Here is a 24,619-nt window from a genome sequence, read left to right on the forward strand (position 1 = left end):
GCTGCGAACCCGTTGCCGCAATGGCAGCCCGGCCGAGTTGTCTTGTTTGCTACGAACCTGTGATCGTCTCGTGATCAACAGCGGGCTAGCAAAACCTGTTGTATTACAACGGTTATAATGAAGCACACGACTACGGCAATCGTGAGGCGAGCGTTGCCGGAACCAGCCGGCTCTGGGTCTAGTCGCGCTTGCCGGCACGGTATCCACGCCCGCCGATCCGCCCGATCGCAAGCATGAAATTCAGCTTGCCCTCAGAATTCAGCGAAAGGTATTCCTCGGGCTGCCCACCCTGCGCTACGCTGCTCGACACGCGGGTAACGAATTAGCCCGCATCAAGCAATTCCGGGGTGGAGGACCAACGTGGGGAACCATCGAGCAGAAGCTCGCAACAACAAAAGGACGGCGTCGGTCGTGACGACTGGCGCCGCGCTGCAACTGGTGACGCTCTTCGGCCTCGCCTACGCGACGGACAGTCATCTCCCGGGCATCAGCCCGATGGCGGCCGTGTCGATCTTCATCGATGGCACCAAGGACATCCTCCCGACGAACGACAGCCAGGCGCCGGATCGGATGAGGGGCGCGCTGAATGGCGCGTACGACCAGTGTGCGGTGGACTGCGCAAATAACAAGTACATCGTCTACCCACGGGAATTCGGTGTGATGACAGGCCTCGGCAGCCATGGCTACGAGGAGTCGAAGGCGATTGCGGCAGAGAAGACGAAGGCCGCAATCCTCGACGCGGTCAGCCAGAATCCGGGTGACCCGGTGTATGTCGTCGGGTTCTCGCAGGGCTCCAACGCGGCGTCCGATGTCCTCGCCGATCTGGAGAAGGAATACCCTAATAAGGACTTCTCGAAAGTTACCTTCGTTCTGCTCGGCAATGGAGCGCGAAACGACGGCGGCCTGTGGGCGAGGATGCCGGCGGGCGTATATGTTCCGCTGATCGGCCTGCGCTTCGGGGCGTCGACGAATCCAAGTACCAATCCCAACGCGCCACAGGTGATCCAGATAAGCAAGCAGTACGACGGCGCCTCGGATGTGCCGAAGTACGTGATGAATCCGGTCGCGTGGGCGAATGCCGCACTGGGCTTCATCTACGTGCACAACGGCTACTACAACGACGTAAGCATCGCGGACTTGGACACAGATGGCGACGGCCGGCTATCTCAGGACGAGATCGACGACGCGCCTGAGCAGTACGTGATTACGCAAGAGGGCAACATTGTCGATGTCCTTATCAAGAATCCGGAGGGGCAGCTGCCGCTCACTCGGCCGTTGTTGGATCTCGGCGTTCCGCCCGAGATCGTCAAGGCGCTCGATCCGCTGCTGCGGGCCATCATCGAGACGGGGTACGACCGGCCGATCGATGGCAAGTACCCGGCGAAGCCGGTTCACCTCGAATTGATCCCCGACCCGCATCAGTGGATCGAGGACTTCCACGCGATCGCCGCCGGCATGGAGCAGACGCAGGAAAACCTCGAAGAGCTCAACCATGCCAACCTTATGCAGGCGAACACGGTTGCACCTGAATCGAATCTTAAAATCGCCTCGGAGGGCTCGACGGATCTTGACGCCAAGCCTGCTGCCACCCCGCCGGCCCCTACGGGGACGGAGACGAGCGGCGGCGGTGTGACGGCGGCATACACGCAGCCTGCTGCGCCGGTGACCACGCAGACGGTTCCGGTCGCACCAGCCACACCCGTCGTCCAGCCGGTTGTGACGCCGCCGGTGCAACAGGCCCCGGCGTCCACGGGTGGCGAAGCTGCAACGCCGAGCACATCAAAGCCGCAGGTGAACCTCAACAAGTCCCTGCAGCAGATCAACAAGGCCATCACCGGGACCGTCAACACAGTGGTCGGGGCGCTCACCCCCAAGCCGCGTAGCGGTGGCACCACCACCACTCAGGACCCCAGTCCGGCGACGCAGGACCCGGGACCGACGGAATCGGAGCCGAGCGGCGGCAACGAACCCGCGAACGACAGCGAGCCCGCGGCTTAGACAACTGCATAACCACCCAAAGTGGTGCTGGATCGCCCGTCGGCGGTCCAGCACCACTGCGGTGTCTCGAGAGGACTGATCCATGGAAATCGCCATCATCATCGTCTCCGTCGGCCTGGCCATCTTCATGGCGGTCGCCGGCTTCCTCAACGTCTTCTTCGTCGGTGATGCGCGGGAGAACCAGGTGCATCTGCGGATCTCCGTGGGACTCACGCGCTTCATCGGCTGGTGTCAGTGGGCATCGGTGGTCGGCCTCATCGGCGGCTTGTTCTGGCGGCCGCTCGCGATCGCCGCGGCGATCGGTCTGCTTCTCCTGCTGATCGGTGCGGTTGTTGCGCACCGCCGCGTCAACGACCCGGTCAAGGAGATGTTCTTGGCCATAGCCGTTTTCGTCTTCACCGCGTTCGTGCTGGCCGGACACCTCTCTCAGTTGGCGGCCGATCGGGGGCCTACGTTGGCAGACGCGCCTCTGCCAGCCGACCGATATACCCAGTCACCGCAGTGAAGGTTTCTTCCAGCCGGCGGCGGAGCAGTCGATGCGCCACGCCGGCGAGAGCCCCACTCATGATCACCCGCTCCGTCAGAAGCGTTCCTTCTCCGTGAGCCTCGATCGTGTGCTCGTAGGTGAACGTAAGGCCCGGGAACGTGGTCTCCGACGTCCAGATCGACGGTCGCTCAACACGTGTCAGCGTCGAGTAGGTTTTCACGCCACCCTTCACCTTCACGCCGACGCGGGCACCCACGGCGAAGTCGCCGTCGACGGAACCCATCTCGATGACGTCTCCCGGCCATGCCGACGGATCTGTCCAGACCTCCCAAACCGTCTCGGCGGGCGCCGAACACGGCGACGAACCCTCAACCGATCGAATGCTTTTCCCCATCGTCCGATCATGTCACCGACATCCGCGCAGAGCATCGACTACGCCGATAACCGCGCGAAAAACCCTTTCGAATACAGGAAGTGCTGAGATGCCGCGCAACTTCGAGATCTCGCTGAACTCACCCGCGACGGTGGTGCAGATCCTGTCGGCGTTCGCCGACGAACAGTACTGGTCGGCACGGCTGAACAGATTCGCCGACGGCACCGCCAGATTGACATCACTGCGATCGGATCCGAGCGGCACTGTCGCCGTTCGGATCGCGCTCGGCCTGCTGCGAGAACGCCTGCCGAAGGTGGTCACACAACTGCACGCGGGGGAGATCGAGATGATTCGTGACGAGAGGTGGTGCTGGCTCGAGGACGGGCGGGTGCGCGGTGAGATTGATGTGACCGTAACCGGTGCGCCGGTGTCCGCAGTGGGTCAGAGCGTGCTGACCGCCGCGGACACGGGGTCGCGGATGACATACTCCGGCAGCGTCAGCGTGAAGGTCCCGTTCGTCGGCGGGCGGATCGAGAGTTTCATGGGCCGCCAGACCGTCGACGAGATCACGAGGTTGCAGCACTTCACCAACGACTGGATCGCCGGCCACTACTGACTTAAGGACGTCGACACGACCGGCAGGTCGAGGCGGGAAGCGCACAATCGGCTGCGATGCACACCGAATGTGGGTGGGGAGCCGGGCAGGGTGGCGAAGTGACTGGCGTCTGCCCCGGCGATTGCGACGCGAATACGGTGGCCCGGCCGGAACAGGTGTGACGTGGGTATGAGGTCGAAGGTCAGCTCCGCCACCTCGCCCGGCTCCAGAGGCCGGGCATCGGCGCGTTTGAACGTGCGGTAGGGGACCGCCTGCCGGTACGGCGCGGGCGCATCGCTCAGTTGCCGGTGAAGGGCACGCAACTGCCCTTCCGTGACCGGGGCGACGCGCCCGGCGGCGTCGATGTCCTCCAGATAGACGAACACGGTTGCGTCGTCGCCGCTGGCACTGAGGAAAACGGTGACCATCGGATGCCCCGTCACTTCCACTGGGGCGTCGAGCGGCGCGGAGGTGTAGGTGAGCAGGCGTCGGTCCATAGCGCTGCGGTCCGGGTAGCGGACGGCCTCGCCGACGGCAACCTGCGTGCGCCAACGGGAATGCTCACCGGTGCCCACCGTAGGGTCCACGTCGTACTCATCCGCCCCGCTGTCGATGTCGGGCGGTTCCGTGCTCAGACGGCGCTCCGCGGCCAGGTAGAAGGTCTGTGTATCAGCCGGCGGCGGCCACGATGGACAGCTTTTCCAGCGGCCTTCGCCCATGGTGTAGTAGTGCACGGGGTTCTCCACGCCCAGGCCGGAGTCCCGATCGCGCAGATGGTGGTCGAAGAACCGCACCAATTCGCCCTCGTGATCGAATCGCGAAGTGACCGGGTCCCGGTGCGGTTCGATGTGCCAATGCCCGCCATGGCTCCACGGGCCGAGGATCAACCGGTGCCGGTCGGCGCCCAACGTGAGGAACCGCTTGGCTGCGGAGTGCGAATAGGCCCCGTCGAACCACCCGCTGTAGCTGTAGACCGCAACACCGGATTTCATCACGTCGTTCCAGTAGTTGTGAGGGCTGAACAGGTTGATGCTCCCTGATTCGTCGATCGGGTGCCCGACCAGCTCCGGGCCGTCGCCCTCGTCGGAGTAATACGGATCCGACGGTGCGACGTCATCGCGGAACGTCAATGACCGTGCCTGGCTCTCGATGTCGTAATTGTCCCGGTGAGCCGCCACCGCGCTTCGGCGCAGGCGCCGACGGCGGTCGCCGTCGACGGGTTGCGCTCCCGTGACCAGCAACCGAACCCACCAGCCGGCGACCTCGTGGGGGGCATTGCGGTCGAGTGCGGCGTTGTACCGCCCCCATGTGTCGGTGAACCACGCCGCGTGAATCCCGCCCGGAAAGGCGATGTCGGTGTAGGCGTCGAACGGGGAGAACCGGGGGGCGACAGCGCGGACGGCGGGATGTGCGGCGACGGAGAGCAATTCGGCCGCAGCGCCGCTGTACGAGCTTCCGAGAGCGCCCACCGACCCGTCCGACCACGGCTGGGACACGATCCAGTCGACGATCTGGGCGCCGTCACGGATCTCGTCCGGGGACCACTCGCACAGTCGGTGGCCGAACGAGGCGCCCGACCCTCGCACGTCGACGTCGACCCAGGCGTAGCCGTCGGCCAGGAAGCGCCGTCGGCAGCGCGCCGTGGAGGGGATGTGGTGAAAAGGCTTTCCCCCCATGACCGTCCGCAGGGGTTGCCGGAGTTCCATCGCTCGGTAGTAGCGGGTCTGGTTGACGATCGTGGGGAGTCGGGCACCCCGCTTCGCTGCCGCGGGCAGGTACCCGCTCACCGCGATACCGACCCCGTCGCGCATGGGGACGTAGCAGGAGAACGACCGCACACCCCGCGCCTTCGGCGTGTCGGGTAAATCGCCGAACCAGGCCGCATCCGAATAGTTGTCCGCCAAGTGAAGCCTCCGAACGACGCTGAGTCAGGTTGGTTTCCGTCCGCTCCCGCGCACGATCGGCCAAGTCTAGAAGCCGGCGGACGCCACGCCCAGCGTCTTTGCATTGGGAATCAAAAGCTGGACGCCGCTGTGACTTTCGACCCCCGTGGCGACCCGCCGTGTAGGGTCCACGTGGACAGGGGACGGCGCGGAATCGATCGGAGCGCCCATGCGGGATTTCTCGAACGCCATCACACTGGTCACCGGCGGCGGGGGCGGGATCGGTGCGGCGCAGGTGAAGCTGCTGCGCGACAAGGGCGCGACGGTGTGCGCCGTCGACATCGACGAGGAGGCCGCCGCACGTAGCGGTGCAGATCTGGCGATCGGCGCCGACGTGGCGGACCGCGAGGCGATGGCCGCGGCCGTCGACCGGGTCGCCGAGCGGTACGGCAGGCTGGACGCGGTCTTCTGCACGGCCGGAGTCACCCACCTCCCCGCGACGCTGCGCACACTCAAACCGGGCGAACCGCAGCGTGTCATCGACGTCAACCTGCTCGGCACCCTCAACACGGTCCACCCCGCACTCGAGGCGCTCATCGCCGCGCGCGGGCACATCGTCGTGGTGTCGTCGATGGGGTGGCCGCCCAACACCGAGTACGGGACTCTCCTCCCGGCGGTGGGAGGAGTCGCGTACTCGACGAGCAAGACCGCCGTCGAGATGCTCGGGCGCGGACTGCGCATGGAACTCGCGCCGCACCACGTCGGTGTCACGATCGCCTACTTCGGTCCGATCGACACGGCCATGCTCGAGCAGTCCCTCACCCCGCCGTCGCGGGCCAAACAGAGATTGACCATCGGGCCGGAGAAGGCGGCTGCCGCGCTCATCCGGGCGGTCGAGAAGGAGAAGGTGCGGGTGATCATCCCGGCGCGCTGGAACTTCCTCAACGTCGTCCGCCCGCTCGGTGTGCAGCTCGACAATCTGCTGCTGCGCAGCAAGACTCAGCGCGCGTTCATCGACACCTACGATTCGGCCTGATCGACTGTCTGCCCGGCCCGCCGCCGGCCGGCGGTGTGCACGACGTAGACCGCGACCAGGACCGCGGCGGCGACGATCACCGTCCACCGGGACATGGCCGAGATCCGAAGGGTGCCCCACGGCGCATGGACCGACCACTCGGCCGACGTGGCGACGGCGTACATCACCGCGAGGGCCCAGAGGATTGTTCCCGCAGCAGCGACCGCCCTGAGTGCGCGCGACAACCACGGCCCGTTCGCCCACCCGGCGGCGATGCCGGCGGCCACACCGAGCGCGATCACCCCCGCCGCGACCACGGCCGCCCCGCGGGCATCGTCGAGAGAACGAAACACCGAGGGGGCCCAGACGAGCCATACGGCCAGGAACAGCGACGCCGCCACGAGGACCGCTCCCGCGGCCCGCAGGCCGGCCCCCCGCGTGCGCGCCAGCGCCCCCACCGCCAGGCACGACACGCCGACCACCGCGAAAACCACACTCGGCGCCTGGAAGTGGTCGGTCGGGATGGGCGGTGGCGCACAGTAAGCCGGTCCGAGCTGACCGCTGTCGATCGCACAGTGCGTCATGAACAATCCGAGAACCCACGCCACCACAAAAGTCGTCAGGGCCACGAGGACGGCCGCGGTGAGGCGGTCGAGCAGCCTGCGTCCTGTCGTCCAGTCATCGTCGACCGCGACCGGCGCGGTATCCGGGGGCGGTGACACCCCGGGTGGAAAGGCGGCATCCCGCCGGGTGAACCACGCCGCTGCCGCCACCAGGCCCGCGACCACCATCGCAGCGACCGCCAGCCATTTGGCCGACGAGAACGCCATCTGGACGACATTCAGCAGCCCGCCCTCGCCCCGGTAGGCGAATTGACCGTCGGGCCGCTTGTGCATCAGCACCGAGAGCAGAACGTACTCGACCGCATCGCAGGCGAAGGCGATCGTCGGCAGCCACAGCACCCACGCGGCGCGGCGCAGTGCGGGCACCGTGATCCGCCACCAGCCACCGACGATGATGGCTGTGAACATGAGCCAATATCCGGCCATCACGAGGAAGTCGGGCAGCAGGATCATCTGGACCGAAGCCGGAACGGTGCACCCCTGCACGAGCCAGTCGAACCGCTCACTCCCGCCGGAGAACTGAGAGGCGAAATGCAGGATCCCGCACTTCCCGGCGATCCCGAAGAGCCAGGTGGATCCGGCGTTGAAGGCCACGAACCCGACGACCGCCGCGACGATCAGCCTCCGGGAGCCGCCTGCTCGCGCGTACGCCCGCACCGCGGCATCACCGCGGGTGTCGTCCCCGCTGGTCGCATCCTCGACGATGAGGTCATCGCTGCTCTGCCCCGCCATGGTCCGTATCTAACATCGGCTCCGGATCGCGTGGGCGGGCAATGCGCACCCTCGTCCCGGGGTTTTTGCGAAGGCTAGAACCTCGACGCGTTGAGGCTGATCACTTGAGCATCGCGGTGATCGCCGCCGCCAACTCGGGCGAATCCGACGTCGCGAGGTTCTGGTACTGGCCTCGGGTCGTCCGCGCGACGGTCTCCCACGTTCCCCGGTCGGAGTCGTCACCGAAGTCGATGACGTTGACCGCGACCGGCCGGGCGGGATCGAACGCGTCGCGGATGAACGCCTCGAGCCCCGCACCGTCGAGGGTCCGGTCGGTGTGCGGCCCCTCGGTGATGACCAGCACCGAGTTGGGTTGCCCCTGGCGGAACTTGGCCAGCGCGTCGTTGTAGACCAGCCGTAGCGTGGTGAACGACACCGCGCCACCGGACGTGGACGACAGCGTGTCGAGCGTCGAGGTCAGCGCGGCCGAGCGCGGTTGATCACCCACCGGTTCGGAGAGCGGACCGGTGGTGATCTGTGAGTTGCCCGCGGTGGAATCGAACGTCCACAGCCCGACCGCGGTCGTCGGCGGTAGCGCCTCCACCCGTGGGATCAGCGCGTTGACGACGTTGCCCATCCGCGTGTTGGCACCCTCCAGGCCGGGCATGGACAGGTCGAGCATGATCGTGGTCGTCGACGCCTGCGCCGGCGAGGTCAGGGCCTCGGCCAGCTCGACCCGCGCCGCACCGTCGCCGACGGACAACGGGGCGGCCAGTCTCGGGAAGTCGGTGACGTCACTGCGCGGGGGAGTGCCGCCCTGGGTGCGGAAACCGGCCTTGGCGAGTTCGCTCATGTGGTCGGGTTCGCGCATGAACCGGGCGAACTCGCTGGCGGCGGTCACCTGTTCCCGCTCGAGCCAGTCGCCCGACAGCAGCACCGTCGGATAGTCGGCGGTCGCGACGGGGCCGGGAGGCAGCCACGAGGCGAGGGTGGACTTCGCATTCGGCATCGACGCGGCCCGCGCCACCACCTGCTGTTCGGTGGTCGCCACGGCGTGCACCGGTGCCCTGGCCGGGTCGCCGGAGCGCAGCAGTGCCTCCATGGCGGCGTCAGCGCTGTCGGCCTTCAAATCCGGTGCGCCGGCGGCCAGCGTGTTGATCGCGCCGACCCCGTCGGTCACCGGGGCGCCGTCGGGTGCGGTGGCCGCCGCGACCGCCTCGGCCGCCAGATACGACGCGTCGGCGTTCCCGCTGCGCGGCAAGGCCAGCTTCAGTGCGCCCCATCCGGGCAGGCCGAGTCCGTCGAGTGCCGTCGGGTTGGTCTGCAGACCCGGCAGGGTGCCCCAGTTCTGCTGCGCCAGTTTGGGTTTGAGTTCGGGCCGCACCGCGAGCACGACCGGGGTGCTGACGAGGGTGCGGGAATCGCTGACTGTCTTCTGGTCCGTCGCCGCCTCGAGCCGGGCCGCCGAGACGCCGCTCGCCGGGATCCACAGCGCCGGCCGCTCGCCGAGGTCGGACGGCCAGGAGTTCGTGAAACCGGCGATCACCTGGTCGGATCCGGCCGATGTGACGCCGACCTTCACGCAGCGGTCACCGACCGGCGCGGCGTTCTCGTTGTACCGGTCGGCCAATCCGCGGATCGTATCGGCGATCGACGGGTCGGCCAGCACGGAGACGTCGAGGTTGCCGTCGACGCAGCGGGCCGATGCGGCATCGCTGCGCTCGGAGAGGGCGTCGCCGAAGAAACGCCACAAGATCACCGCGCCGACCACCACGACGACCGTGACCAGCGCCGCGATGACCCCTACGCTGATGCCGCGCCGGCCGGGTGTGACCGCACGGTGGCTGCCCGTCCATTCGCCGCTGTCGTAGCCGCCGTCGGGGTTGCGGGTCTCGTCCCCGCCCCCGGGCTGTGCCGGGAACTCGCCACTGTGCCGGCCCGACGGACCGGACTCGGCGCCGTACCCGCCCTCGTCGATCCCGTCGTAGGGGACACCGGCTTCGTTGTCGGAGTCCTCGGGATCGGGAATGCTGTGCCTACCCACTCCAGCTCCCGTCTTGGCGTCGTCGCTTGATCATCGCTCGGTCATCGCCGCTCTCAGGCGCCGGCAACGCCGGCTTTGTACTCGCGGCGGCGCCGGTGCAGGATCGGCTCGGTGTAGCCGTTTGGTTGGGCCCCGCCGGCGAGGATGAGCTCCTGGGCGGCCTGGAAGGCGATGCTCGCATCCGGATCGGTGGCCATCGGCCTGAAATCGGGATCCTTCGCGTTCTGCTCGTCGACCACCGCGGCCATCCGGCGCAGGCTCGTCGTGACGTCCTCTTCGGTGATGACGCCGTGACGCAGCCAGTTGGCCAACAACTGGCTGGAGATCCGAAGCGTCGCGCGGTCCTCCATCAGGGCCGTGTCGTGGATGTCGGGCACCTTCGAGCAGCCGACGCCGGCGTCGATCCAGCGCACCACGTAACCCAGGATCGACTGGCAGTTGTTGTCGACCTCCTCGCGGATCTCCTCCGGCGCCCAGGCCAGTTCCTTGGCCAGCGGGATGGTGAGCAGGTCGTCGATCGTCGCGCGCTGCTTGCCCTCGAGTTCCTTGTGCACCGAGTACACGTCGACCTGGTGGTAGTGCATGGCGTGCAGCGTCGCCGCCGTCGGGGACGGCACCCACGCGGTGGTGGCACCGGCCTTCGGCTGACCGATCTTCTGTTCGACCATGTCGGCCATCAGGTCCGTCATCGCCCACATGCCCTTGCCGATCTGGGCCCGGCCCGAGAAGCCGGTCGCCAGACCCACGTCGACGTTCTGGTCCTCGTAGGCCTTGATCCACGGCTGGCTCTTCATCGCGCCCTTGCGGATCATCGGGCCCGCCTCCATCGACGTGTGGATCTCGTCGCCGGTGCGATCCAGGAAGCCGGTGTTGATGAACACCACCCGGTCGGCGGCGGCCTTGATGCACGCCTTGAGGTTCAGTGTGGTCCGCCGCTCCTCGTCCATGATGCCGACCTTGAGGGTGTTCTGCGGCAACCCGAGCACGTCCTCGACGCGGCTGAACAGGTCGACGGTGTACGCCACCTCGGCAGGTCCGTGCATCTTCGGTTTGACGATGTACACCGAGCCGGTCCGGCTGTTGCGCAGCGGGCCGTTCGACTCGCTCTCCTTGAGGCCGTGCATCGCGATCAGGCCGGTGAACAGGGCGTCCTGGATGCCCTCGAACACCTCATGACCCTCGGCGTCGGTGATCGCGTCGTTGGTCATCAGGTGCCCGACGTTGCGCACGAACAGCAGACTGCGCCCGGGCAGCGTGAGCTCGCCGGAACCGTCCGGGGTGGTGTACGTGCGGTCCGGGTTGAGCACGCGGGTGAAGCTCTCGCCACCCTTGCTCACCTCTTCGCTCAGGTCGCCGCGGTTGAGTCCCAGCCAGTTGCGGTAACCCAGCACCTTGTCCTCGGCGTCGACCGCGGCCACCGAATCCTCGAAATCCATGATCGTGGTGACGGCGGATTCGAGCACGACGTCCTTGACACCGGCCTTGTCGGTCGAGCCGACGGGTGACTCGGGGTCGATGAGGATCTCGATGTGCAGGCCGTTGTTGCACAGCAGGATCGACCACTGCGGCGAACCGAGTTCGCCGGTGTAGCCGACGAACTGGGCCGGGTCGGCCAGGCCGACCGACCGCTCGCCGACCTCGACGAGCACCTGCCCGTCCTCGATCTTGAAGCCGGTGGCGTCGCTCCAGCCGCCCGACTCCAACGGCGCTGCGCCGTCGAGGAATTCGCGGGCGTAGGCGATCACCTTGTCGCCGCGGACGCGGTTGTAGCTGGTGCCCTTCTCGGCGCCGTCCTCCTCGCTGATGACGTCGGTGCCGTAGAGCGCGTCGTAGAGCGAACCCCACCGCGCGTTCGCGGCGTTGAGCGCGAAGCGGGCGTTGAGCACCGGCACCACCAGCTGTGGGCCTGCGGTCGTGGTGATCTCGTCGTCGACGTTCGTCGTGGTGATCGTGAAGTCGCCCGGATCGGGCTCCAGGTAGCCGATCTCGGTGAGGAAGCGCTTGTACTCGTCGGCGTCGTGCGGACCGATCGCCCGCTGTCGGTGCCACTTGTCGAGCTGCGCCTGCAGGTCGTCGCGGCGCGCGAGCAGTTCCTGGTTGCGCGGAGTCAGGTCGGCGACGACCTTGTCGACGCCCGCCCAGAAGCTGTCCGGGTCGAGGTCGGTACCGGCCAGCGCCTCATCGGTGATGAAGTCGTAGAGCGCGCGGGCCACGCGCAGGTTTCCCACCGTCACCCGATCAGTCATCGTCTTCCTCCTCGGCCGTACTCCGCGGGCGCCACCCGGCGCGCCGCCGTCGATCCAGCTTACCCATGGGTAACCTCGGCGAATCCAGCGCGCACCGGCGCCGCGCCGTCTGCTGCCAGTGCGGTGCGCAGTGCGTCACATCGCGCCGCGAGTGTGGCGCGCAGCGGGGCCGCCCGGTCGGCGATGTCCTGCTGCGCGCGGACGTATTCGGCCCGCCCCGCCGGGGTTTCGATCGCGATGGCGTCGAATCCGTAGCCGCGGAGATCGTATGGGCTCGCGCGCATGTCGAGCACCCGCGCGTCGGCCGCCAGTTCCAGGCAGTCCATCACGAGATCGGACGCCACCAGCGGTGTGAGTTTGTACGCCCACTTGTACAAATCCATCGCCGCGTGCAGGCAGCCAGGCTGTTCGGTGTCGATCTGACGCGCGCGGCTCAACGGTTCGACGTTGCGGCCGACCGCAGCGTCGGTGAAGAACCGGTAGGCGTCGAAATGACTGCAGCGCAGAGACATCGATTCCACCACCGCGTCCGTTCCCCGCCGTCCGAGGCGTAACGGCACCGCGTCGTGGCGGGTCTCGGGGCAGCGGTACACCATGGCCCACTCGTGTAATCCGAAGCAGTTCAGCCGCGCCGGGCGCGCGGCGGTGGCCCGCAGCAGGCCGGCCACGAACGCCACGGTGTCGGCCCGCGAGCGCAGGTGCTCGACGGTCACGGTCGCCCCACCGGGAACCGCGCCGTAGCCGGAACGGCCCGGACGGTCGCGGGCGGCGGGCCCCGAGAGCACCACGCCGAATCCGGGGTGCCAGCGCCGCAACTGGCGGGGACGCAGGCTGTAGTAGGTGAACAGGAAGTCCCACACCGGGTGGGTCCGGCCCGCACTGCGCCTCGCCTGATGCGGTGCGCAGAACGCGTCCACGCGATCGCGGTGGGTGCGTTCCCGCCGCACCCAGACCGACTCGTCGAGGACCTCGACCATCACCGCCGGTGCGTTCCGTCGCGCACCGTTCCGACGAGGTCCTCGACGAGGTCCTCGAGCGCCACCATCGCGGTGATCGCCCCGTCGGAGGTGACCAGAGCGAGGTGACTGTTGGTGCGGCGCAGCCGGGTCAGCGCCTCGGGCAACGGCAGCGACGCGGGCAGCTGGGGGAGCGGGCGCACCATCGACCGGTCCAGCACCGCGTCGGGGTCACCGACCAGCGGGAGCACGTCCTTGATGTGCAGGTAGCCCAGGAACTGCCCGGACGGTGCGGTCACCGGGAACCGGGAGTACCCCGTCTCGGCCAGCGCCCGTTCGACCGCGGCGACCGTCGGGCCCTGCCCCGGCACCGACGCCGGGATGGCGTGGATGGTGTCCAGTGGCATCGCCACGTCCTTGACGGCGCGGTTGCGGATCTGCAGGGCGCGGGTCAGCCGGGTGTGCTCCTCGGGGTCGAGCAGACCCTCGGACACCGACTCAGCGATCATCTCCGACAGTTCGACCGTCGACACGTTGACGTCGAGTTCGTCCTTGGGCTCCACGCCGACGGCCCGCAGCGTGGCGTTGGCGCACCAGTTGTAGAACGCGATGAGCGGGCGCGCCGCCCTGATGTAGACGAGATAGACGGGGATCAGCAGCATCGCCGCCGACTCGGGTCCGGCGATCGCGATGTTCTTCGGGACCATCTCGCCGAGCAGCACGTGCAGCGTCACCACCACGCTCAGCGCCACCACGAACGACACGGTGTGCAGGACCGCGTCCGGGATGCCGAGCAGCCCGAACGGTTTCTCCAGCAGATGCGCCACCGCGGGTTCGCCGACCCGGCCCAGCAGGATCGAGCAGATCGTGATGCCCAGCTGGGATCCGGCCAGCATCAGTGAGAGGTTCTCACCGGCCCGGATGACCGTCACCGCGCTCTTCTTGCCTTGCTCGGCCAGCGCCTCGAGCCGGTCGCGGCGCGCCGAGATCAGCGCGAACTCGGACGCGACGAAGAACGCGTTGGCACCCAGCAGCAGCACGGTCAGCAGCACGCCGAACAGATCGCCACCCATCAGCGGTCCTCCTCCGGCTCGGCACCGTCGCCGGCGTGCTCGTGATCGGTGTCGCCGCGGCGCCCGAGTTCGGTCAGTTCCACCAGGTCGATCCGGCGGCCGTCCATCTGCACGACCCTGGCCTGCCAGCGGATCGGGTCCTCGAGCGGTCCGTCCGGATCGAAAGCGGTCAGCTCGACCGCATCACCGACCTCCGGGATGTGCCCGAGTTCCTGCAGCACCAACCCGCCGATGGTCTCGTACTCGCCCTCGGTGGCGCGGAAGCCGGTTCCGGCGGCGACTTCGTCGATCCGCAGCAGACCCGACACCTTCCAGCCCTCGCCGGCGGCCACGACGTCGGGTGTGGCGTCGTCGTGCTCGTCGCGGACGTCGCCGACGATCTCCTCGATCAGGTCCTCGACGGTCACCATGCCCGCGGTGCCCCCGTATTCGTCGACCACCAGCGCGGTCTGCAGGCCGTTGGCGCGGATCTGGGTCATCACCGCATCGCCGTCCAGGGTCGAGGGGACGGTCGCGACCGGAATCGCCAGCGCCGCGAGGCGGGTGCGTCCGCGGTCGTCGCGCGGCACCGAGAACACCTGTTTGACGTGGACGACACCGATCGTCTCGTCCAGGTCGCCCTCGACGATCGGGAAGCGCGAGTACCCCGTCTCGATCGCCGCCGCGATGAGATCGGCGACGGTGTCGTCGGCCTGCAGGGCCTCGATCTCGGTGCGCGGTGTCATCAGCTCCTCGGCGGTGCGGTCGCCGAACTGCAGCGATCTGTCCACGAGCACGGCGGTCACCGGGTCGAGTGACCCGCTGCGCGCCGAATTGCGCACCAGCGAGATCAGCTCCTGCGCCGAGCGCGCCGACCGGAGCTCCTCGGCGGGTTCGATGCCCAGCCGGCGCAGGATCAGGTTCGCGGTGCCGTTGGTCAACCGGATCAGCGGCGTGAAGATCGCGGAGAACAGCAGCTGCGGAGGGGCCGATGCGCGCGCGGTCGGCACCGGCCTGGCCACGGCCAGGTTCTTCGGGACGAGCTCACCGAAGACCATCGACAGCGAGGTGGCGATGAGGATCGCCAGGAACAGGGCCACGCCGCCGGCGGCCCGCTCCGACAGTCCGATCGCGTCCAGAACCGGATGCAGCAGCCGGGCCACCACGGGTTCGGCAAGGTAGCCCGTGGCCAGCGTGGTGATCGAAATACCCACCTGGGCGCCCGAGAGCTGGAAGGACAGGGTGCGGTGGGCACGACGCACCATCTGGTCGCGTCGGTGCCCGCTGCGCGCGTTGGCCTCGACGGTGCTGCGCTCCAACGCCGTCAACGAGAACTCGGCGGCGACGAACACCGCGGTACCCGCGGTCAACAGCACGATCGCCAGCAGTGAGAGCAGGGTGTACACGACGCTCATCGCATCGTCACCGGTGCGCCGGGCCGTGAGCCCGGCAGTCTAGAAGACGGTTCGGCGTCGGGGGGCTCGATGGACGGGTGCTCGGCCCGGCAGGCCTCCGGTGCAGACCGGGCCTCGGCGGGTGCCTGCGGCACGTGATCCCTTCCTCGGTCGGACGTCGGGCGTCAGCGAGTGACGGCGCGAATGCCCAATCGTAGCCGGACTCTCACCAGCCGGTCGGCAGTGGGCGGCCCTCGGCGAAGCCCGCGGCCGACTGCACCCCGAGCAGCACCTTGTCGTGCAGTTCGGGCAGGGTCGTGGCGCCGACATAGGTGCAGGTGCTGCGGACCCCGGAGGTGATGTGGTCGAGCAGGTCCTCCACGCCGCCACGGGTCGGGTCGAGGCTCATCCGCGACCTCGAGATGCCCTCCTCGAAGAGCGCCTTGCGGGCACGGTCGAACGAACTGTCCCCGGCGGTGCGCGCCGCGACCGCCCGCTTCGAGGCCATTCCGTAGCTCTCCTTGTACGGCTGGTTGTCGCGGTCGTGCATGAGGTCACCGGGGGATTCGTACGTGCCGGCGAACCACGATCCGATCATCACGTTGGCCGCACCCGCCGCGAGGGCGAGCGCCACGTCCCGGGGATGACGCACCCCGCCGTCGGCCCACACGTGTGCCCCGAGATCCTTTGCCGCCGCGGCACATTCGACGACCGCCGAGAACTGCGGCCGGCCGACGCCGGTCATCATCCTGGTGGTGCACATCGCGCCGGGGCCGACACCGACCTTGATGATCGATGCGCCCGCGGCGACGAGGTCGCGCGTGCCCTCGGCCGAGACCACGTTGCCCGCCGCGATCGGCAGGCCCAGATCGAGGGAGGCCACCGCCCGGATCGCCTCGAGCATCTTGGTCTGGTGACCGTGCGCGGTGTCGATCACCAGCAGGTCGACCCCGGCCTCGGCGAGCCCTCGCGCCTTCGCCCCGACGTCGCCGTTGATGCCGACGGCCGCGGCGATGCGCAGTCGTCCGTGCCGGTCGACCGCTGGGGAGTAGAGGCCGGCGCGGACGGCGGCGGTGCGGGTGAGCACGCCGGCCAGCGTGCCGTCCGGTTCGGTGAGCACCGCGAGCCCGACGGGGGCGTGTTCGAGCAGGTCGAAGACCTTGCGCGGATCGGTGCCCACCGGTGCAGTGACGAAGTCGGTGATCGCGACGTCGCGGACCCGGGTGAACCGGTCGACGTCCACGCAGGTCGATTCGGTCACCAGCCCGATCGGGCGGCCCTCGAACACCACGACCGCCGCCCCGTGCGCGCGCTTGTGGATCAGCGCGATCGCGTCGGACACCGAATCGTCGGGCGCGAGCATGACGGGGGTGTCGACGACCAGGTCGCGGCTCTTGACGAAGTCGACGGTCTGCTGGACCGCCGAGATCGGCAGATCCTGCGGCAAGACCACCAGACCGCCGCGGCGGGCCACGGTCTCGGCCATCCGCCTGCCTGCGACGGCGGTCATGTTGGCGACCACGACCGGGATCGTGGTGCCCGAGCCGTCGACGGTGGACAGGTCGACGTCGAACCGCGACGCCACGTCGGACCGCTGCGGGACGACGAAGACGTCGTCGTAGGTCAGGTCGTATGCCGGGTGGTGGCCGTCGAGAAATCTCATCGCCGGCCAGTCTAGTTGCGCGCTCCCCGCCGCGAGCAGACACAGATTCGCGTGATGAGCGCGTCAAGAGCGCGAATCTGTGTCTGCTCGCGAGAGAGCTACGCCTCGACCTCGGTGCGGTCGCCGCTCCACAGGGTGTGGAAGCGTTTGGCCGGGTCGGTGTCGATGCGGCCGTAGGTGTGGGCGCCGAAGAAGTCGCGCAACCCCTGCGTCAGCGCGGCGGGCAGCCGCTCGGTGCGCAGCCCGTCGTAGTACGACAGCGCGGAGCTGAATCCGGGGATCGGGATGCCCAGCTGGGTGGCGGTGGCCACGACACGGCGCCAGCTGTCGATCGCGGCCTCGATCGCGTCGCGGAAGTACGGTGCGACGATCAGGGTCGGCAGGTCGGGATCGTCGTCGAAGGCGTCCTTGATCCGGTTGAGGAACTTGGCCCGGATGATGCAGCCGCCGCGCCAGATGGTGGCCATGTCGCCGGGGGTGATGCCCCAGTCGTATTCGGCGCTGCCGGCCTGGATCTGATTGAAGCCCTGGGCGTAGGCGATGATCTTCGAGGCGTAGAGGGCCTGGCGGATGTCCTCGGTGAACTGCGCTGCGTCGCTGGGCTTCTCGCCGAGGTGACCGGCGGCCAGGCCGGTGGTGGCCTTGCGCTGGGCCACCGAACCGGACAGCGCCCGGGCGAACACGGCCTCGGCGATGCCGGTGACGGGCACACCGAGGTCGAGCGCGGACTTCACCGTCCAGCGGCCGGTGCCCTTCTGCTCGGCCTCGTCGAGGATGAGGTCGACCAGCGGTGTGCCGGTCTTCGCGTCGGTCTGGCGCAGGACCTGCGCGGTGATCTCCACCAGGAAGCTGTCGAGGTCACCGCGGTTCCACTCGTCGAAGACGTCGGCGATCTCGGGGGCCGACTTGCCGAGACCGTCGCGCAGCAACTGATAGGCCTCCCCGATGAGCTGCATATCGGAGTACTCGATGCCGTTGTGCACCATCTTCACGAAGTGCCCCGCGCCGTCGGGTCCGATGTGTGTGCAGCAGGGGACGCCGTCGACGTGCGCGGAGATCTCCTCCAGCAGCGGGCCGAGGCTCTCGTAGGACTCCTTCGGTCCGCCGGGCATGATCGACGGCCCGTTCAGCGCGCCCTCCTCGCCACCGGAGATCCCCGCGCCGACGAAGTGCAGGCCCCGCTCGCGGATCGCCTTCTCCCGGCGGATCGTGTCGGTGTAGAGCGCGTTGCCGCCGTCGATGATGATGTCGCCCTCTTCCATCGCATCGGCGAGCTCGTCGATCACGGCGTCCGTGGCCTCGCCGGCCTTGACCATGATCAGCACCCGCCGCGGCTTCTCCAGCGCGGCGAGGAACTCCGGGATGGTCTCGGTGCGCACGAAGGAGCCGTCGGAACCGTGGTCGGCCAGCAGCGCGTCGGTCTTGGCCACCGACCTGTTGTGCAGGGCGACGGTGTAGCCGTGCCTGGCGAAGTTGCGGGCGATGTTCGAGCCCATCACGGCCAGGCCGGTGACCCCGATCTGCGCGGTGCCTGCGGTGGACTTCTCGGACGAGCTCATGGGCGCAGCCTTTCCTCTTCTGTTGTGTTCTCGCGGGGTGGGCCTAGCGGACGAACAGGCGGTGCAGCTCGGTCAGCCACGGGACGGCGACGGCGAAGGTCGGACCGACCAGCACCACCGCCGCGGCCAGATAGGCGGCGGCGGCCAGGGCGAGGCTGTTCGGCCGGCCCCCGAGACGGCGCACCCGGATCACGGTGGTCGGGCCACCCGCGGCCAGCGCGCCGGAGGGGGCACGCCCCGCGGCGCAGGCGACGAGGGCGCGCGCGAGCGGAGTGGGGCCCGCCGTGCGCACGGCCGCGTCGTCGGCGAGCAGTTCGACCAGCAGCCGCACCGCGTCCAGGGCGCTGGCACTGCGGACGAACCGGGGGAACGCGGCGTGCACCGCGGTGAACATCTCCAGGACCAGGTCGTGCCGGGCGCGCAGATGGGCGCGTTCGTGGGTGAGGATCGCGGCGATCTCCTCGCGGGTCATCGTCTTGAGCGCCCCGTCGCTGAGCACCACCCGGCTGCGCACCCCGGGCAGGCAGTAGGCCAGCGGCTGCTCGACGTCGAGGACGCGCAGGCCGGTCGCCTGCCTGCGGACGTCGGTGGGCACCGCGTCGCGGGACACCCCGAGCAGGTCGACCATCATCCGGTGGTGGGCGCGCCGGCGGCGGGTGGCGACGGCCACCTGCAGCACCGAGACGATCAGGCGGGCGCCGATCAGCAGGGTGAGGGCGAAGGCCACGACGTGGAGCAACCACAGCGGCCAGCCGAGCGCGTCGATCTCACTGGTGACGGTGGCGGTCGGTCGGCCGTCGGGGCCGGGGACGAACAGCCGGCTCGCGATCGCGATTCCGGCGGAGAAGGCCGAGAGCACACCGGCCAGCGCGATGGACTGCCAGAGGACCACCGCGGCGCGCGGAGCCCGCATCGGCCAGGACGCACGCGCCAACAATGCCGGCACCGGCCCCACGAGGAGCAGCGCGACAAGGGTGAAGGCCAGCGCGGACACCCCTCGATTGTCGCTCAGGCGGTGCCCGGACCGCCAGCGGGCTCGGTGAGACCTTGCTTGCCCTCCAATTCGGCCAGCGCCCGGCGCAGCGCGGCGGCCTCGTCGGCGCCGACGCGCTCGACGAAGTGCACCAGGGCGGCCTCCCGGCTACCGGAATCGGCGGCCTGGTCGAGGGCGTCCACCATCAGCCCGGCGACCAGTTCGTCGCGACCGTGGGTGGGGGCGTAGCGGTGCGCCCGGTCGTCACGGTGCTGCACCACCAGGTTCTTCTTCGCCAGCCGCTGCAGCACCGTCATGATCGTGGTGTAGGCCAGGTCGCGTCGAGCGGCGAGCGCTTCGTGCACCTGGCGCACGGTCTGGGGCTCGCGGGCGGACCACAGGTGGTCCATCACCTCGCGCTCGAGCTCGCCCAGACGTGTCAACTTGGCCATGTTCCCGTCACTCTCTCCAACAGTAGAACCAGGGTACTACCGCGCGTCGTATCCGATGCAGAGGAGCAACAGTCTTCCTCATCGCGGACATTCCCGCCCTGGTGACCGGGGCGGTCCTGTGAGACCGATCACACGTTCTGGCCCCGCCCGGGCTCGTAGTTATAGTAAGGCTAACCTAACTCAAGCCAGCCGCCGGAGGTGCAGTGACCGTACTGATCGAGGACCCGCTGATCGCGGGCATGACCATCAAGCGGACACTCCCGCTGCACGAATCGAGCCGACGGCTGCGCGAGCTGTACCCCGAGTGCCCACGGGTCTACGGGGTCGCCGTCATGGGTGACCTGTCCCGGCGCCGGTGGTGGCCGCTGACCGAGGCGCTCACCGGTGATCGCCTGCAGGCGATGTTCGACCTGGCCAGCGCCGAGACCGACAACCGTGCCGCGGTCGCCCAGCAGCTGGCCGCCACGCTGGCCCACGTCGTCCTCGGCCGGGTCATCCCGCTGCTGGTGCTCGAGGGCCGCGCCTGGGACACCGGGCTGGAGAACCTGTGGGTGCACGTCGACTCCGAGGGCGCCATCGACTGGGTCGGCGTCGTGGACCCCACCCTGCGCGCACTGCCCGACGATCCCCACGTCGACGGCCCGGCCCGGCTGCGGCTCGGGGCGCCGCAGGGCATCGTCGCGCTGCCGAGCGAGGCCGCGCTGGCCACGTGGGTGGCCCATCGCAGTCACCGTGCGCTCGCGCCGCTGTTCACCAGGCTGGCCGCCGTCAGCGGCGGCGCGATGTCCGTGCCGGCGATGTGGCACCTCGTCGGCGGGGCGGTAGTCGGCGCGGCCACCCAGGTTCCGTTGCTCGCCGGCTCGAGCGAATGGACCAGCATGCGCCGCGGCCAGGCCGTGCTCGACGCGCTCGTCGGATTCGGCCTTCCCGTCCGCGGTGCGGTGCGCGGCAGCGGGGGGAAGGTCTTGCTTAATTAGGGCAGCCTTGCCTATTCTAATCATGTTCCACCGGACCGCGCCGGAGTCCTGAGGGCTGCAGAGACCCCCGGTCCATCGAAAAGGACGGGCCTCGCACATCACGTGCGGGGCCCGTCCGCTTTCTCGCCCAACCCGTGTCGCGTCCGCCCCACGCCGCGGTGTAGACACGTCTGCTGTGACCACACAGGTACCCGACGGCCTCGGCGACGGCTACGACTCGGAACTCGGCCTCACCTATCTCGAGATCACCCCCGACGGCGGCCGGGCACAGCTGACGATCCACGACAAACTATTGCAGCCATGGGGCATCGTGCACGGCGGCGTCTACTGCGCGATCGTCGAGAGCCTCGCCAGTGTCTCCGGCCACGTCTGGCTGAGCGAGAACGGCGGCGGCACGGTCGTCGGCGTCAACAACAACACCGACTTCCTGCGCGCCATCTCCTCGGGAACCGTCACCGCGGTATCCACGCCGATCCACCGCGGTCGTCGACAGCAGTTGTGGCTGATCACCATCACCGACGAGAACGACAGGCTGGTCGCGCGCGGTCAGGTTCGGCTGCAGAACATCGCCGACGCCTAGGGTCCTCGGGCGTGAGCGCTGCCGCGCATGGCGCACCATGGCAGGATCGCCCACTATGCGTCTGACCCCGCATGAGCAGGACCGCCTGCTGATCTCCTACGCCGCCGACCTCGCACGGCGCAGGCGAGCCCGTGGGCTGCGCCTCAACCATCCCGAGGCCGTCGCCGTCATCACCGACCACCTGCTCGAAGGCGCCCGCGACGGCCGCACGGTGGCGGAGCTGATGGTCAGCGGACGCGATGTGCTCAGCCGCGACGACGTGATGGAGGGAGTGCCCGAGATGCTGCACGACGTGCAGGTGGAGGCCACGTTCCCGGACGGGACGAAACTCGTCACCGTCCACCACCCGATCCCGTGACCGCGCCCATGGTGCCCGGCGAGATCCTCTTCGGCGAGGGGGCCATCGAGATCAACGCCGGTGCCGAGCGTCTCGAGATGGAGGTCGTCAACACCGGTGACCGGCCGGTGCAGGTCGGCAGCCACGTGCACCTGCCGCAGGCCAACGCCGCACTCGACTTCGATCGGACCGTCGCACACGGTCACCGCCTCGATGTCCCCGCGGGCACCGCTGTGCGTTTCGAACCCGGTGTCGCGCAGCGTGTCCGGCTCGTCCCGCTGCGCGGTACGCGTGAGGTGCACGGGTTGTCGCCGAACCCGCCGGGCCGGTTGGACGGGACGCGATGACCAGCCTGTCGCGCGATCGCTACACCGCGCTCTACGGCCCCACCGTCGGTGACCGGATCCGGTTGGCCGACACCGACCTCGTCATCGAGATCACCGAGGATCACAGCGGTGGACCCGGACTCGCGGGCGACGAGGCCGTGTTCGGTGGCGGCAAGGTCCTGCGCGAGTCGATGGGACAGGCCAGGGCGACCCGCGCCGACGGCGCCCCCGACACCGTCATCACCGGCGCCGTCATCCTCGACCACTGGGGAATCGTCAAGGCCGACATCGGTATCCGCGACGGTCGCATCGTCGCGATCGGCAAGGCCGGCAACCCCGACATCATGGACGGTGTGCACCCCGGCCTGGTGGTCGGCCCCTCGACGGAGGTCATCGCGGGCAACGGGCGCATCGTCACCGCGGGCGCCATCGACTGCCACGTCCACCTGATCTGCCCGCAGATCATGGAAGAAGCCCTCGGCGGCGGCATCACGACGATCGTCGCCGGCGGCACCGGGCCGGCGGAGGGCAGCAAGGCCACCACCGTCACCCCGGGGGCGTGGCACCTGGCCCGAATGCTCGAGGCGCTGGACACCTGGCCGCTCAACGTCGTGCTCCTCGGCAAGGGCAACACCGTGTCCGCCGAGGCGATGTGGGAGCAGTTACGGGGCGGCGCAGCGGGATTCAAGCTGCACGAGGACTGGGGCACCACCCCGGCCGCGATCGACGCGTGCCTGACCGTCGCCGATGCGGCGGGCGTCCAGGTCAACATCCACACCGACACGCTCAACGAGATGGCCTTCGTCGAGGACACCCTGGCGGCGATCAAGGGCCGGTCGATCCACGCCTACCACACCGAAGGCGCGGGCGGCGGCCACGCACCCGACATCATCACCGTCGCCTCGCACCCCAACGTGCTGCCGAGTTCGACCAATCCGACCCGCCCGCACACCGTCAACACCCTCGACGAACACCTCGACATGCTGATGGTGTGCCATCACCTCAACCCCAGCGTCCCCGAGGATCTCGCCTTCGCGGAGAGTCGCATCCGACCGTCGACCATCGCCGCGGAGGATCTGCTGCACGACATCGGGGCGATCTCGATGATCGGCAGCGACGCGCAGGCGATGGGCCGGATCGGGGAGGTGGTGCTGCGCACCTGGCAGACCGCACACGTGATGAAGCGGCGCCGCGGCGCACTGGAGGGCGACGGCCGGGCCGACAACCTGCGCGCCCGCCGCTACGTCGCCAAGTACACGATCTGCCCGGCCGTCGCACACGGCCTCGACCACGAGATCGGCTCCGTCGAGGTGGGCAAGCTCGCCGACCTCGTGCTGTGGGAGCCGGCGTTCTTCGGCGTCCGCCCGCACGCGGTCGTCAAGGGCGGCATGATCGCCTGGGCCGCGATGGGTGACGCCAACGCCTCGATCCCCACACCACAACCGGTGCTGCCCCGCCCGATGTTCGGTGCGGCACCGGCTTCGGCCGCCGCGACGTCGGTGCACTTCGTCTCGCCGCAGGCGGTCGAGGACGGCCTCGCCGACCGCCTCGACATCCGGCGCTCGTTGGTCGCCGTCAAGAACTGCCGGCAAGTCGGGAAAGCTCAGATGCCGCTCAACGACGCACTGCCCCGCATCGAGGTCGACCCCGATACCTTCACCGTGCGGATCGACGGCGACGTGTGGCAGGAGCAGCCGGCCACCGAACTGCCGATGGCGCAACGCTATTTCCTGTTCTGATGACCGCACTGACCACCCTGCTGGCCCTCGCCGACTCCCGACTTCCCACCGGTGGCCACGTCCACTCCGGCGGTGTCGAGGAAGCCGTCACCAGCGGGCTCGTCACCGATGTCGAGACGTTGCACGCCTACCTGGTCCGGCGGGTGCGCACCCAGGGTCTGGTCGCCGCATCGATCGCCGCGGCCGTACACGCGGGCAGCCTTACGGTGGCGGTGGCCGACCGCGAAACCGACGCGCGCACACCGGCTCCGGCCGCACGCGCCGCCTCCCGGGCGCAGGGCAGGGGACTGGCACGGCTGGCCCGCCGGGTCTGGCCGGACCACGACTGGGACGCCCTGGGCCGCACGCCGCACCTGCCCGTCGCCTCGGGCGCGGTGGGTGCCGCGGCCGGGCTGACCCCCGGGCAGACGGCGCTGTCGGTCGTCTACACCACGATGACGGGCTCGGCCACCGCCGCGCAGCGGTTGCTCGCGCTCGACCCCGGTGACGTCGCGGCACTGACCCTCGGGCTGGCCCCGCTGTGCGACGAGGTCGCCGCGGTCGCCACCGAAGAGCCCGCCGATCTGTCCGATCCGCTGCTCGACGTGCTGGCCCAGCGGCACGGCGCCCGCGAGCGGCCGTTGTTCGCCTCCTGAA

22 protein-coding genes are annotated in these 24,619 nt (G+C 68.9%); 10 read left to right on the forward strand and 12 right to left on the reverse strand.

Annotation, left to right across the window (positions count from 1 at the left end; all coding sequences use genetic code 11):
* Positions 1-411 precede the first annotated feature (411 nt).
* Complete coding sequence (locus tag AU196_RS04190; RefSeq protein ID WP_231737333.1) at positions 412-1,998, forward strand: PE-PPE domain-containing protein; 1,587 nt, start codon at positions 412-414, stop codon at positions 1,996-1,998.
* Positions 1,999-2,080: 82 nt separating this feature from the next.
* Positions 2,081-2,503, forward strand: coding sequence for a DoxX family protein (locus tag AU196_RS04195; protein WP_059093829.1), 423 nt, complete (start codon positions 2,081-2,083; stop codon positions 2,501-2,503).
* Here the strand turns inward: AU196_RS04195 and AU196_RS25010 are convergent.
* Complete coding sequence (locus AU196_RS25010) at positions 2,448-2,879, reverse strand: SRPBCC family protein (RefSeq protein ID WP_082695619.1); 432 nt, start codon at positions 2,877-2,879, stop codon at positions 2,448-2,450. The genes AU196_RS04195 and AU196_RS25010 overlap by 56 nt on opposite strands.
* Positions 2,880-2,967: 88 nt before the next feature.
* On the opposite strand from AU196_RS25010, the gene AU196_RS04200 reads away from it, so the two are divergent.
* Entirely contained in the window at positions 2,968-3,474 is a 507-nt protein-coding gene (locus AU196_RS04200; protein ID WP_059093830.1) for a DUF2505 domain-containing protein, read from the forward strand.
* Here the strand turns inward: AU196_RS04200 and AU196_RS04205 are convergent.
* The gene (locus AU196_RS04205; protein WP_231737337.1) at positions 3,468-5,291 is read right to left on the reverse strand and encodes a CocE/NonD family hydrolase; all 1,824 of its coding nucleotides are present in this window, start codon (positions 5,289-5,291) and stop codon (positions 3,468-3,470) included. The genes AU196_RS04200 and AU196_RS04205 overlap by 7 nt on opposite strands.
* Before the next feature lie 274 nt (positions 5,292-5,565).
* Between AU196_RS04205 and AU196_RS04210 the strand changes: the two genes are divergently transcribed.
* Complete coding sequence (locus AU196_RS04210; RefSeq protein ID WP_059093832.1) at positions 5,566-6,372, forward strand: SDR family NAD(P)-dependent oxidoreductase; 807 nt, start codon at positions 5,566-5,568, stop codon at positions 6,370-6,372.
* On the opposite strand, the gene AU196_RS04215 is transcribed toward AU196_RS04210, so the two are convergent.
* The 10 genes from AU196_RS04215 to AU196_RS04260 all read right to left on the reverse strand — a co-directional run bounded on the left by AU196_RS04215 (position 6,357) and on the right by AU196_RS04260 (position 20,024).
* On the reverse strand, positions 6,357-7,706 hold the full coding sequence (locus AU196_RS04215; RefSeq protein WP_059093833.1) for a hypothetical protein: 1,350 nt from the start codon (positions 7,704-7,706) through the stop codon (positions 6,357-6,359). The two genes, AU196_RS04210 and AU196_RS04215, sit on opposite strands and share 16 nt — an antisense overlap.
* A 100-nt stretch (positions 7,707-7,806) precedes the next feature.
* Complete coding sequence (locus AU196_RS04220; RefSeq protein WP_059093834.1) at positions 7,807-9,729, reverse strand: hypothetical protein; 1,923 nt, start codon at positions 9,727-9,729, stop codon at positions 7,807-7,809.
* 53 nt (positions 9,730-9,782) lie between these two features.
* Positions 9,783-11,975: a malate synthase G gene (locus AU196_RS04225; RefSeq protein ID WP_059093835.1), complete on the reverse strand. Its 2,193-nt coding sequence runs from the start codon at positions 11,973-11,975 to the stop codon at positions 9,783-9,785.
* Between the two features lie 59 nt (positions 11,976-12,034).
* The gene (locus AU196_RS04230) at positions 12,035-12,952 is read right to left on the reverse strand and encodes a hypothetical protein (protein WP_059093836.1); all 918 of its coding nucleotides are present in this window, start codon (positions 12,950-12,952) and stop codon (positions 12,035-12,037) included.
* Entirely contained in the window at positions 12,952-14,004 is a 1,053-nt protein-coding gene (locus tag AU196_RS04235) for a hemolysin family protein (protein ID WP_059093837.1), read from the reverse strand. The genes AU196_RS04230 and AU196_RS04235 overlap by 1 nt, the downstream gene beginning before the upstream one ends.
* Positions 14,004-15,398: a hemolysin family protein gene (locus tag AU196_RS04240; protein ID WP_059093838.1), complete on the reverse strand. Its 1,395-nt coding sequence runs from the start codon at positions 15,396-15,398 to the stop codon at positions 14,004-14,006. Before AU196_RS04240 ends, AU196_RS04235 begins: the two co-directional genes overlap by 1 nt.
* Before the next feature lie 205 nt (positions 15,399-15,603).
* Entirely contained in the window at positions 15,604-17,040 is a 1,437-nt protein-coding gene (locus AU196_RS04245) for a GuaB1 family IMP dehydrogenase-related protein (RefSeq protein ID WP_059093839.1), read from the reverse strand.
* A 98-nt stretch (positions 17,041-17,138) separates the two neighbouring features.
* Positions 17,139-18,599, reverse strand: a complete 1,461-nt coding sequence (gene gnd / locus AU196_RS04250) for an NADP-dependent phosphogluconate dehydrogenase (RefSeq protein WP_059093840.1) — start codon at positions 18,597-18,599, stop codon at positions 17,139-17,141.
* A 43-nt stretch (positions 18,600-18,642) separates the two neighbouring features.
* Complete coding sequence (locus AU196_RS04255) at positions 18,643-19,593, reverse strand: M56 family metallopeptidase (protein WP_059093841.1); 951 nt, start codon at positions 19,591-19,593, stop codon at positions 18,643-18,645.
* Between the two features lie 14 nt (positions 19,594-19,607).
* A complete protein-coding gene (locus AU196_RS04260; RefSeq protein WP_059093842.1) occupies positions 19,608-20,024 on the reverse strand; it encodes a BlaI/MecI/CopY family transcriptional regulator in 417 nt (138 codons plus the stop codon).
* A gap of 203 nt (positions 20,025-20,227) precedes the next feature.
* Between AU196_RS04260 and AU196_RS04265 the strand changes: the two genes are divergently transcribed.
* The 6 genes from AU196_RS04265 (at position 20,228) to AU196_RS04290 (ending at position 24,618) form a co-directional block, all read left to right on the forward strand.
* Positions 20,228-21,001 carry a hypothetical protein gene (locus tag AU196_RS04265; protein ID WP_059093843.1) on the forward strand — a complete coding sequence of 258 codons (774 nt, stop codon included), beginning with the start codon at positions 20,228-20,230 and terminating at the stop codon, positions 20,999-21,001.
* 175 nt (positions 21,002-21,176) lie between these two features.
* A complete protein-coding gene (locus tag AU196_RS04270; protein ID WP_059093844.1) occupies positions 21,177-21,581 on the forward strand; it encodes a PaaI family thioesterase in 405 nt (134 codons plus the stop codon).
* Positions 21,582-21,636: 55 nt separating this feature from the next.
* A complete protein-coding gene (locus tag AU196_RS04275; protein WP_059093845.1) occupies positions 21,637-21,939 on the forward strand; it encodes an urease subunit gamma in 303 nt (100 codons plus the stop codon).
* Between the two features lie 8 nt (positions 21,940-21,947).
* Positions 21,948-22,265 (forward strand): urease subunit beta, encoded by a 318-nt coding sequence (locus AU196_RS04280; RefSeq protein WP_059093871.1) that lies wholly within the window; start codon positions 21,948-21,950, stop codon positions 22,263-22,265.
* Positions 22,262-23,983 (forward strand): urease subunit alpha, encoded by a 1,722-nt coding sequence (locus AU196_RS04285; protein WP_059093846.1) that lies wholly within the window; start codon positions 22,262-22,264, stop codon positions 23,981-23,983. Before AU196_RS04280 ends, AU196_RS04285 begins: the two co-directional genes overlap by 4 nt.
* Positions 23,983-24,618, forward strand: coding sequence for an urease accessory protein UreF (locus AU196_RS04290; protein ID WP_059093847.1), 636 nt, complete (start codon positions 23,983-23,985; stop codon positions 24,616-24,618). The genes AU196_RS04285 and AU196_RS04290 overlap by 1 nt, the downstream gene beginning before the upstream one ends.
* The last annotated feature ends 1 nt before the right edge of the window (position 24,619 follow it).

Source organism: Mycobacterium sp. IS-1742 (genome assembly GCF_001500125.1).
GTDB lineage: Bacteria > Actinomycetota > Actinomycetes > Mycobacteriales > Mycobacteriaceae > Mycobacterium.

What these genes read in the sequence shown, in the direction of transcription:
- AU196_RS04215 (WP_059093833.1), bottom strand. Translation starts at nt 7,706, where the DNA reads ATGGCGGGGCAGAGCAGCGATGACCTCATCGTCGAGGATGCGACCAGC.
- AU196_RS04200 (WP_059093830.1), top strand. Translation starts at nt 2,968, where the DNA reads ATGCCGCGCAACTTCGAGATCTCGCTGAACTCACCCGCGACGGTGGTG.
- AU196_RS04280 (WP_059093871.1), top strand. Translation starts at nt 21,948, where the DNA reads ATGGTGCCCGGCGAGATCCTCTTCGGCGAGGGGGCCATCGAGATCAAC.
- gnd (WP_059093840.1), bottom strand. Translation starts at nt 18,599, where the DNA reads ATGAGCTCGTCCGAGAAGTCCACCGCAGGCACCGCGCAGATCGGGGTC.
- AU196_RS04290 (WP_059093847.1), top strand. Translation starts at nt 23,983, where the DNA reads ATGACCGCACTGACCACCCTGCTGGCCCTCGCCGACTCCCGACTTCCC.
- AU196_RS04275 (WP_059093845.1), top strand. Translation starts at nt 21,637, where the DNA reads ATGCGTCTGACCCCGCATGAGCAGGACCGCCTGCTGATCTCCTACGCC.
- AU196_RS04260 (WP_059093842.1), bottom strand. Translation starts at nt 20,024, where the DNA reads ATGGCCAAGTTGACACGTCTGGGCGAGCTCGAGCGCGAGGTGATGGAC.
- AU196_RS04285 (WP_059093846.1), top strand. Translation starts at nt 22,262, where the DNA reads ATGACCAGCCTGTCGCGCGATCGCTACACCGCGCTCTACGGCCCCACC.
- AU196_RS04210 (WP_059093832.1), top strand. Translation starts at nt 5,566, where the DNA reads ATGCGGGATTTCTCGAACGCCATCACACTGGTCACCGGCGGCGGGGGC.
- AU196_RS04245 (WP_059093839.1), bottom strand. Translation starts at nt 17,040, where the DNA reads ATGAGATTTCTCGACGGCCACCACCCGGCATACGACCTGACCTACGAC.
- AU196_RS25010 (WP_082695619.1), bottom strand. Translation starts at nt 2,879, where the DNA reads ATGGGGAAAAGCATTCGATCGGTTGAGGGTTCGTCGCCGTGTTCGGCG.
- AU196_RS04225 (WP_059093835.1), bottom strand. Translation starts at nt 11,975, where the DNA reads ATGACTGATCGGGTGACGGTGGGAAACCTGCGCGTGGCCCGCGCGCTC.
- AU196_RS04195 (WP_059093829.1), top strand. Translation starts at nt 2,081, where the DNA reads ATGGAAATCGCCATCATCATCGTCTCCGTCGGCCTGGCCATCTTCATG.
- AU196_RS04240 (WP_059093838.1), bottom strand. Translation starts at nt 15,398, where the DNA reads ATGAGCGTCGTGTACACCCTGCTCTCACTGCTGGCGATCGTGCTGTTG.
- AU196_RS04230 (WP_059093836.1), bottom strand. Translation starts at nt 12,952, where the DNA reads ATGGTCGAGGTCCTCGACGAGTCGGTCTGGGTGCGGCGGGAACGCACC.
- AU196_RS04235 (WP_059093837.1), bottom strand. Translation starts at nt 14,004, where the DNA reads ATGGGTGGCGATCTGTTCGGCGTGCTGCTGACCGTGCTGCTGCTGGGT.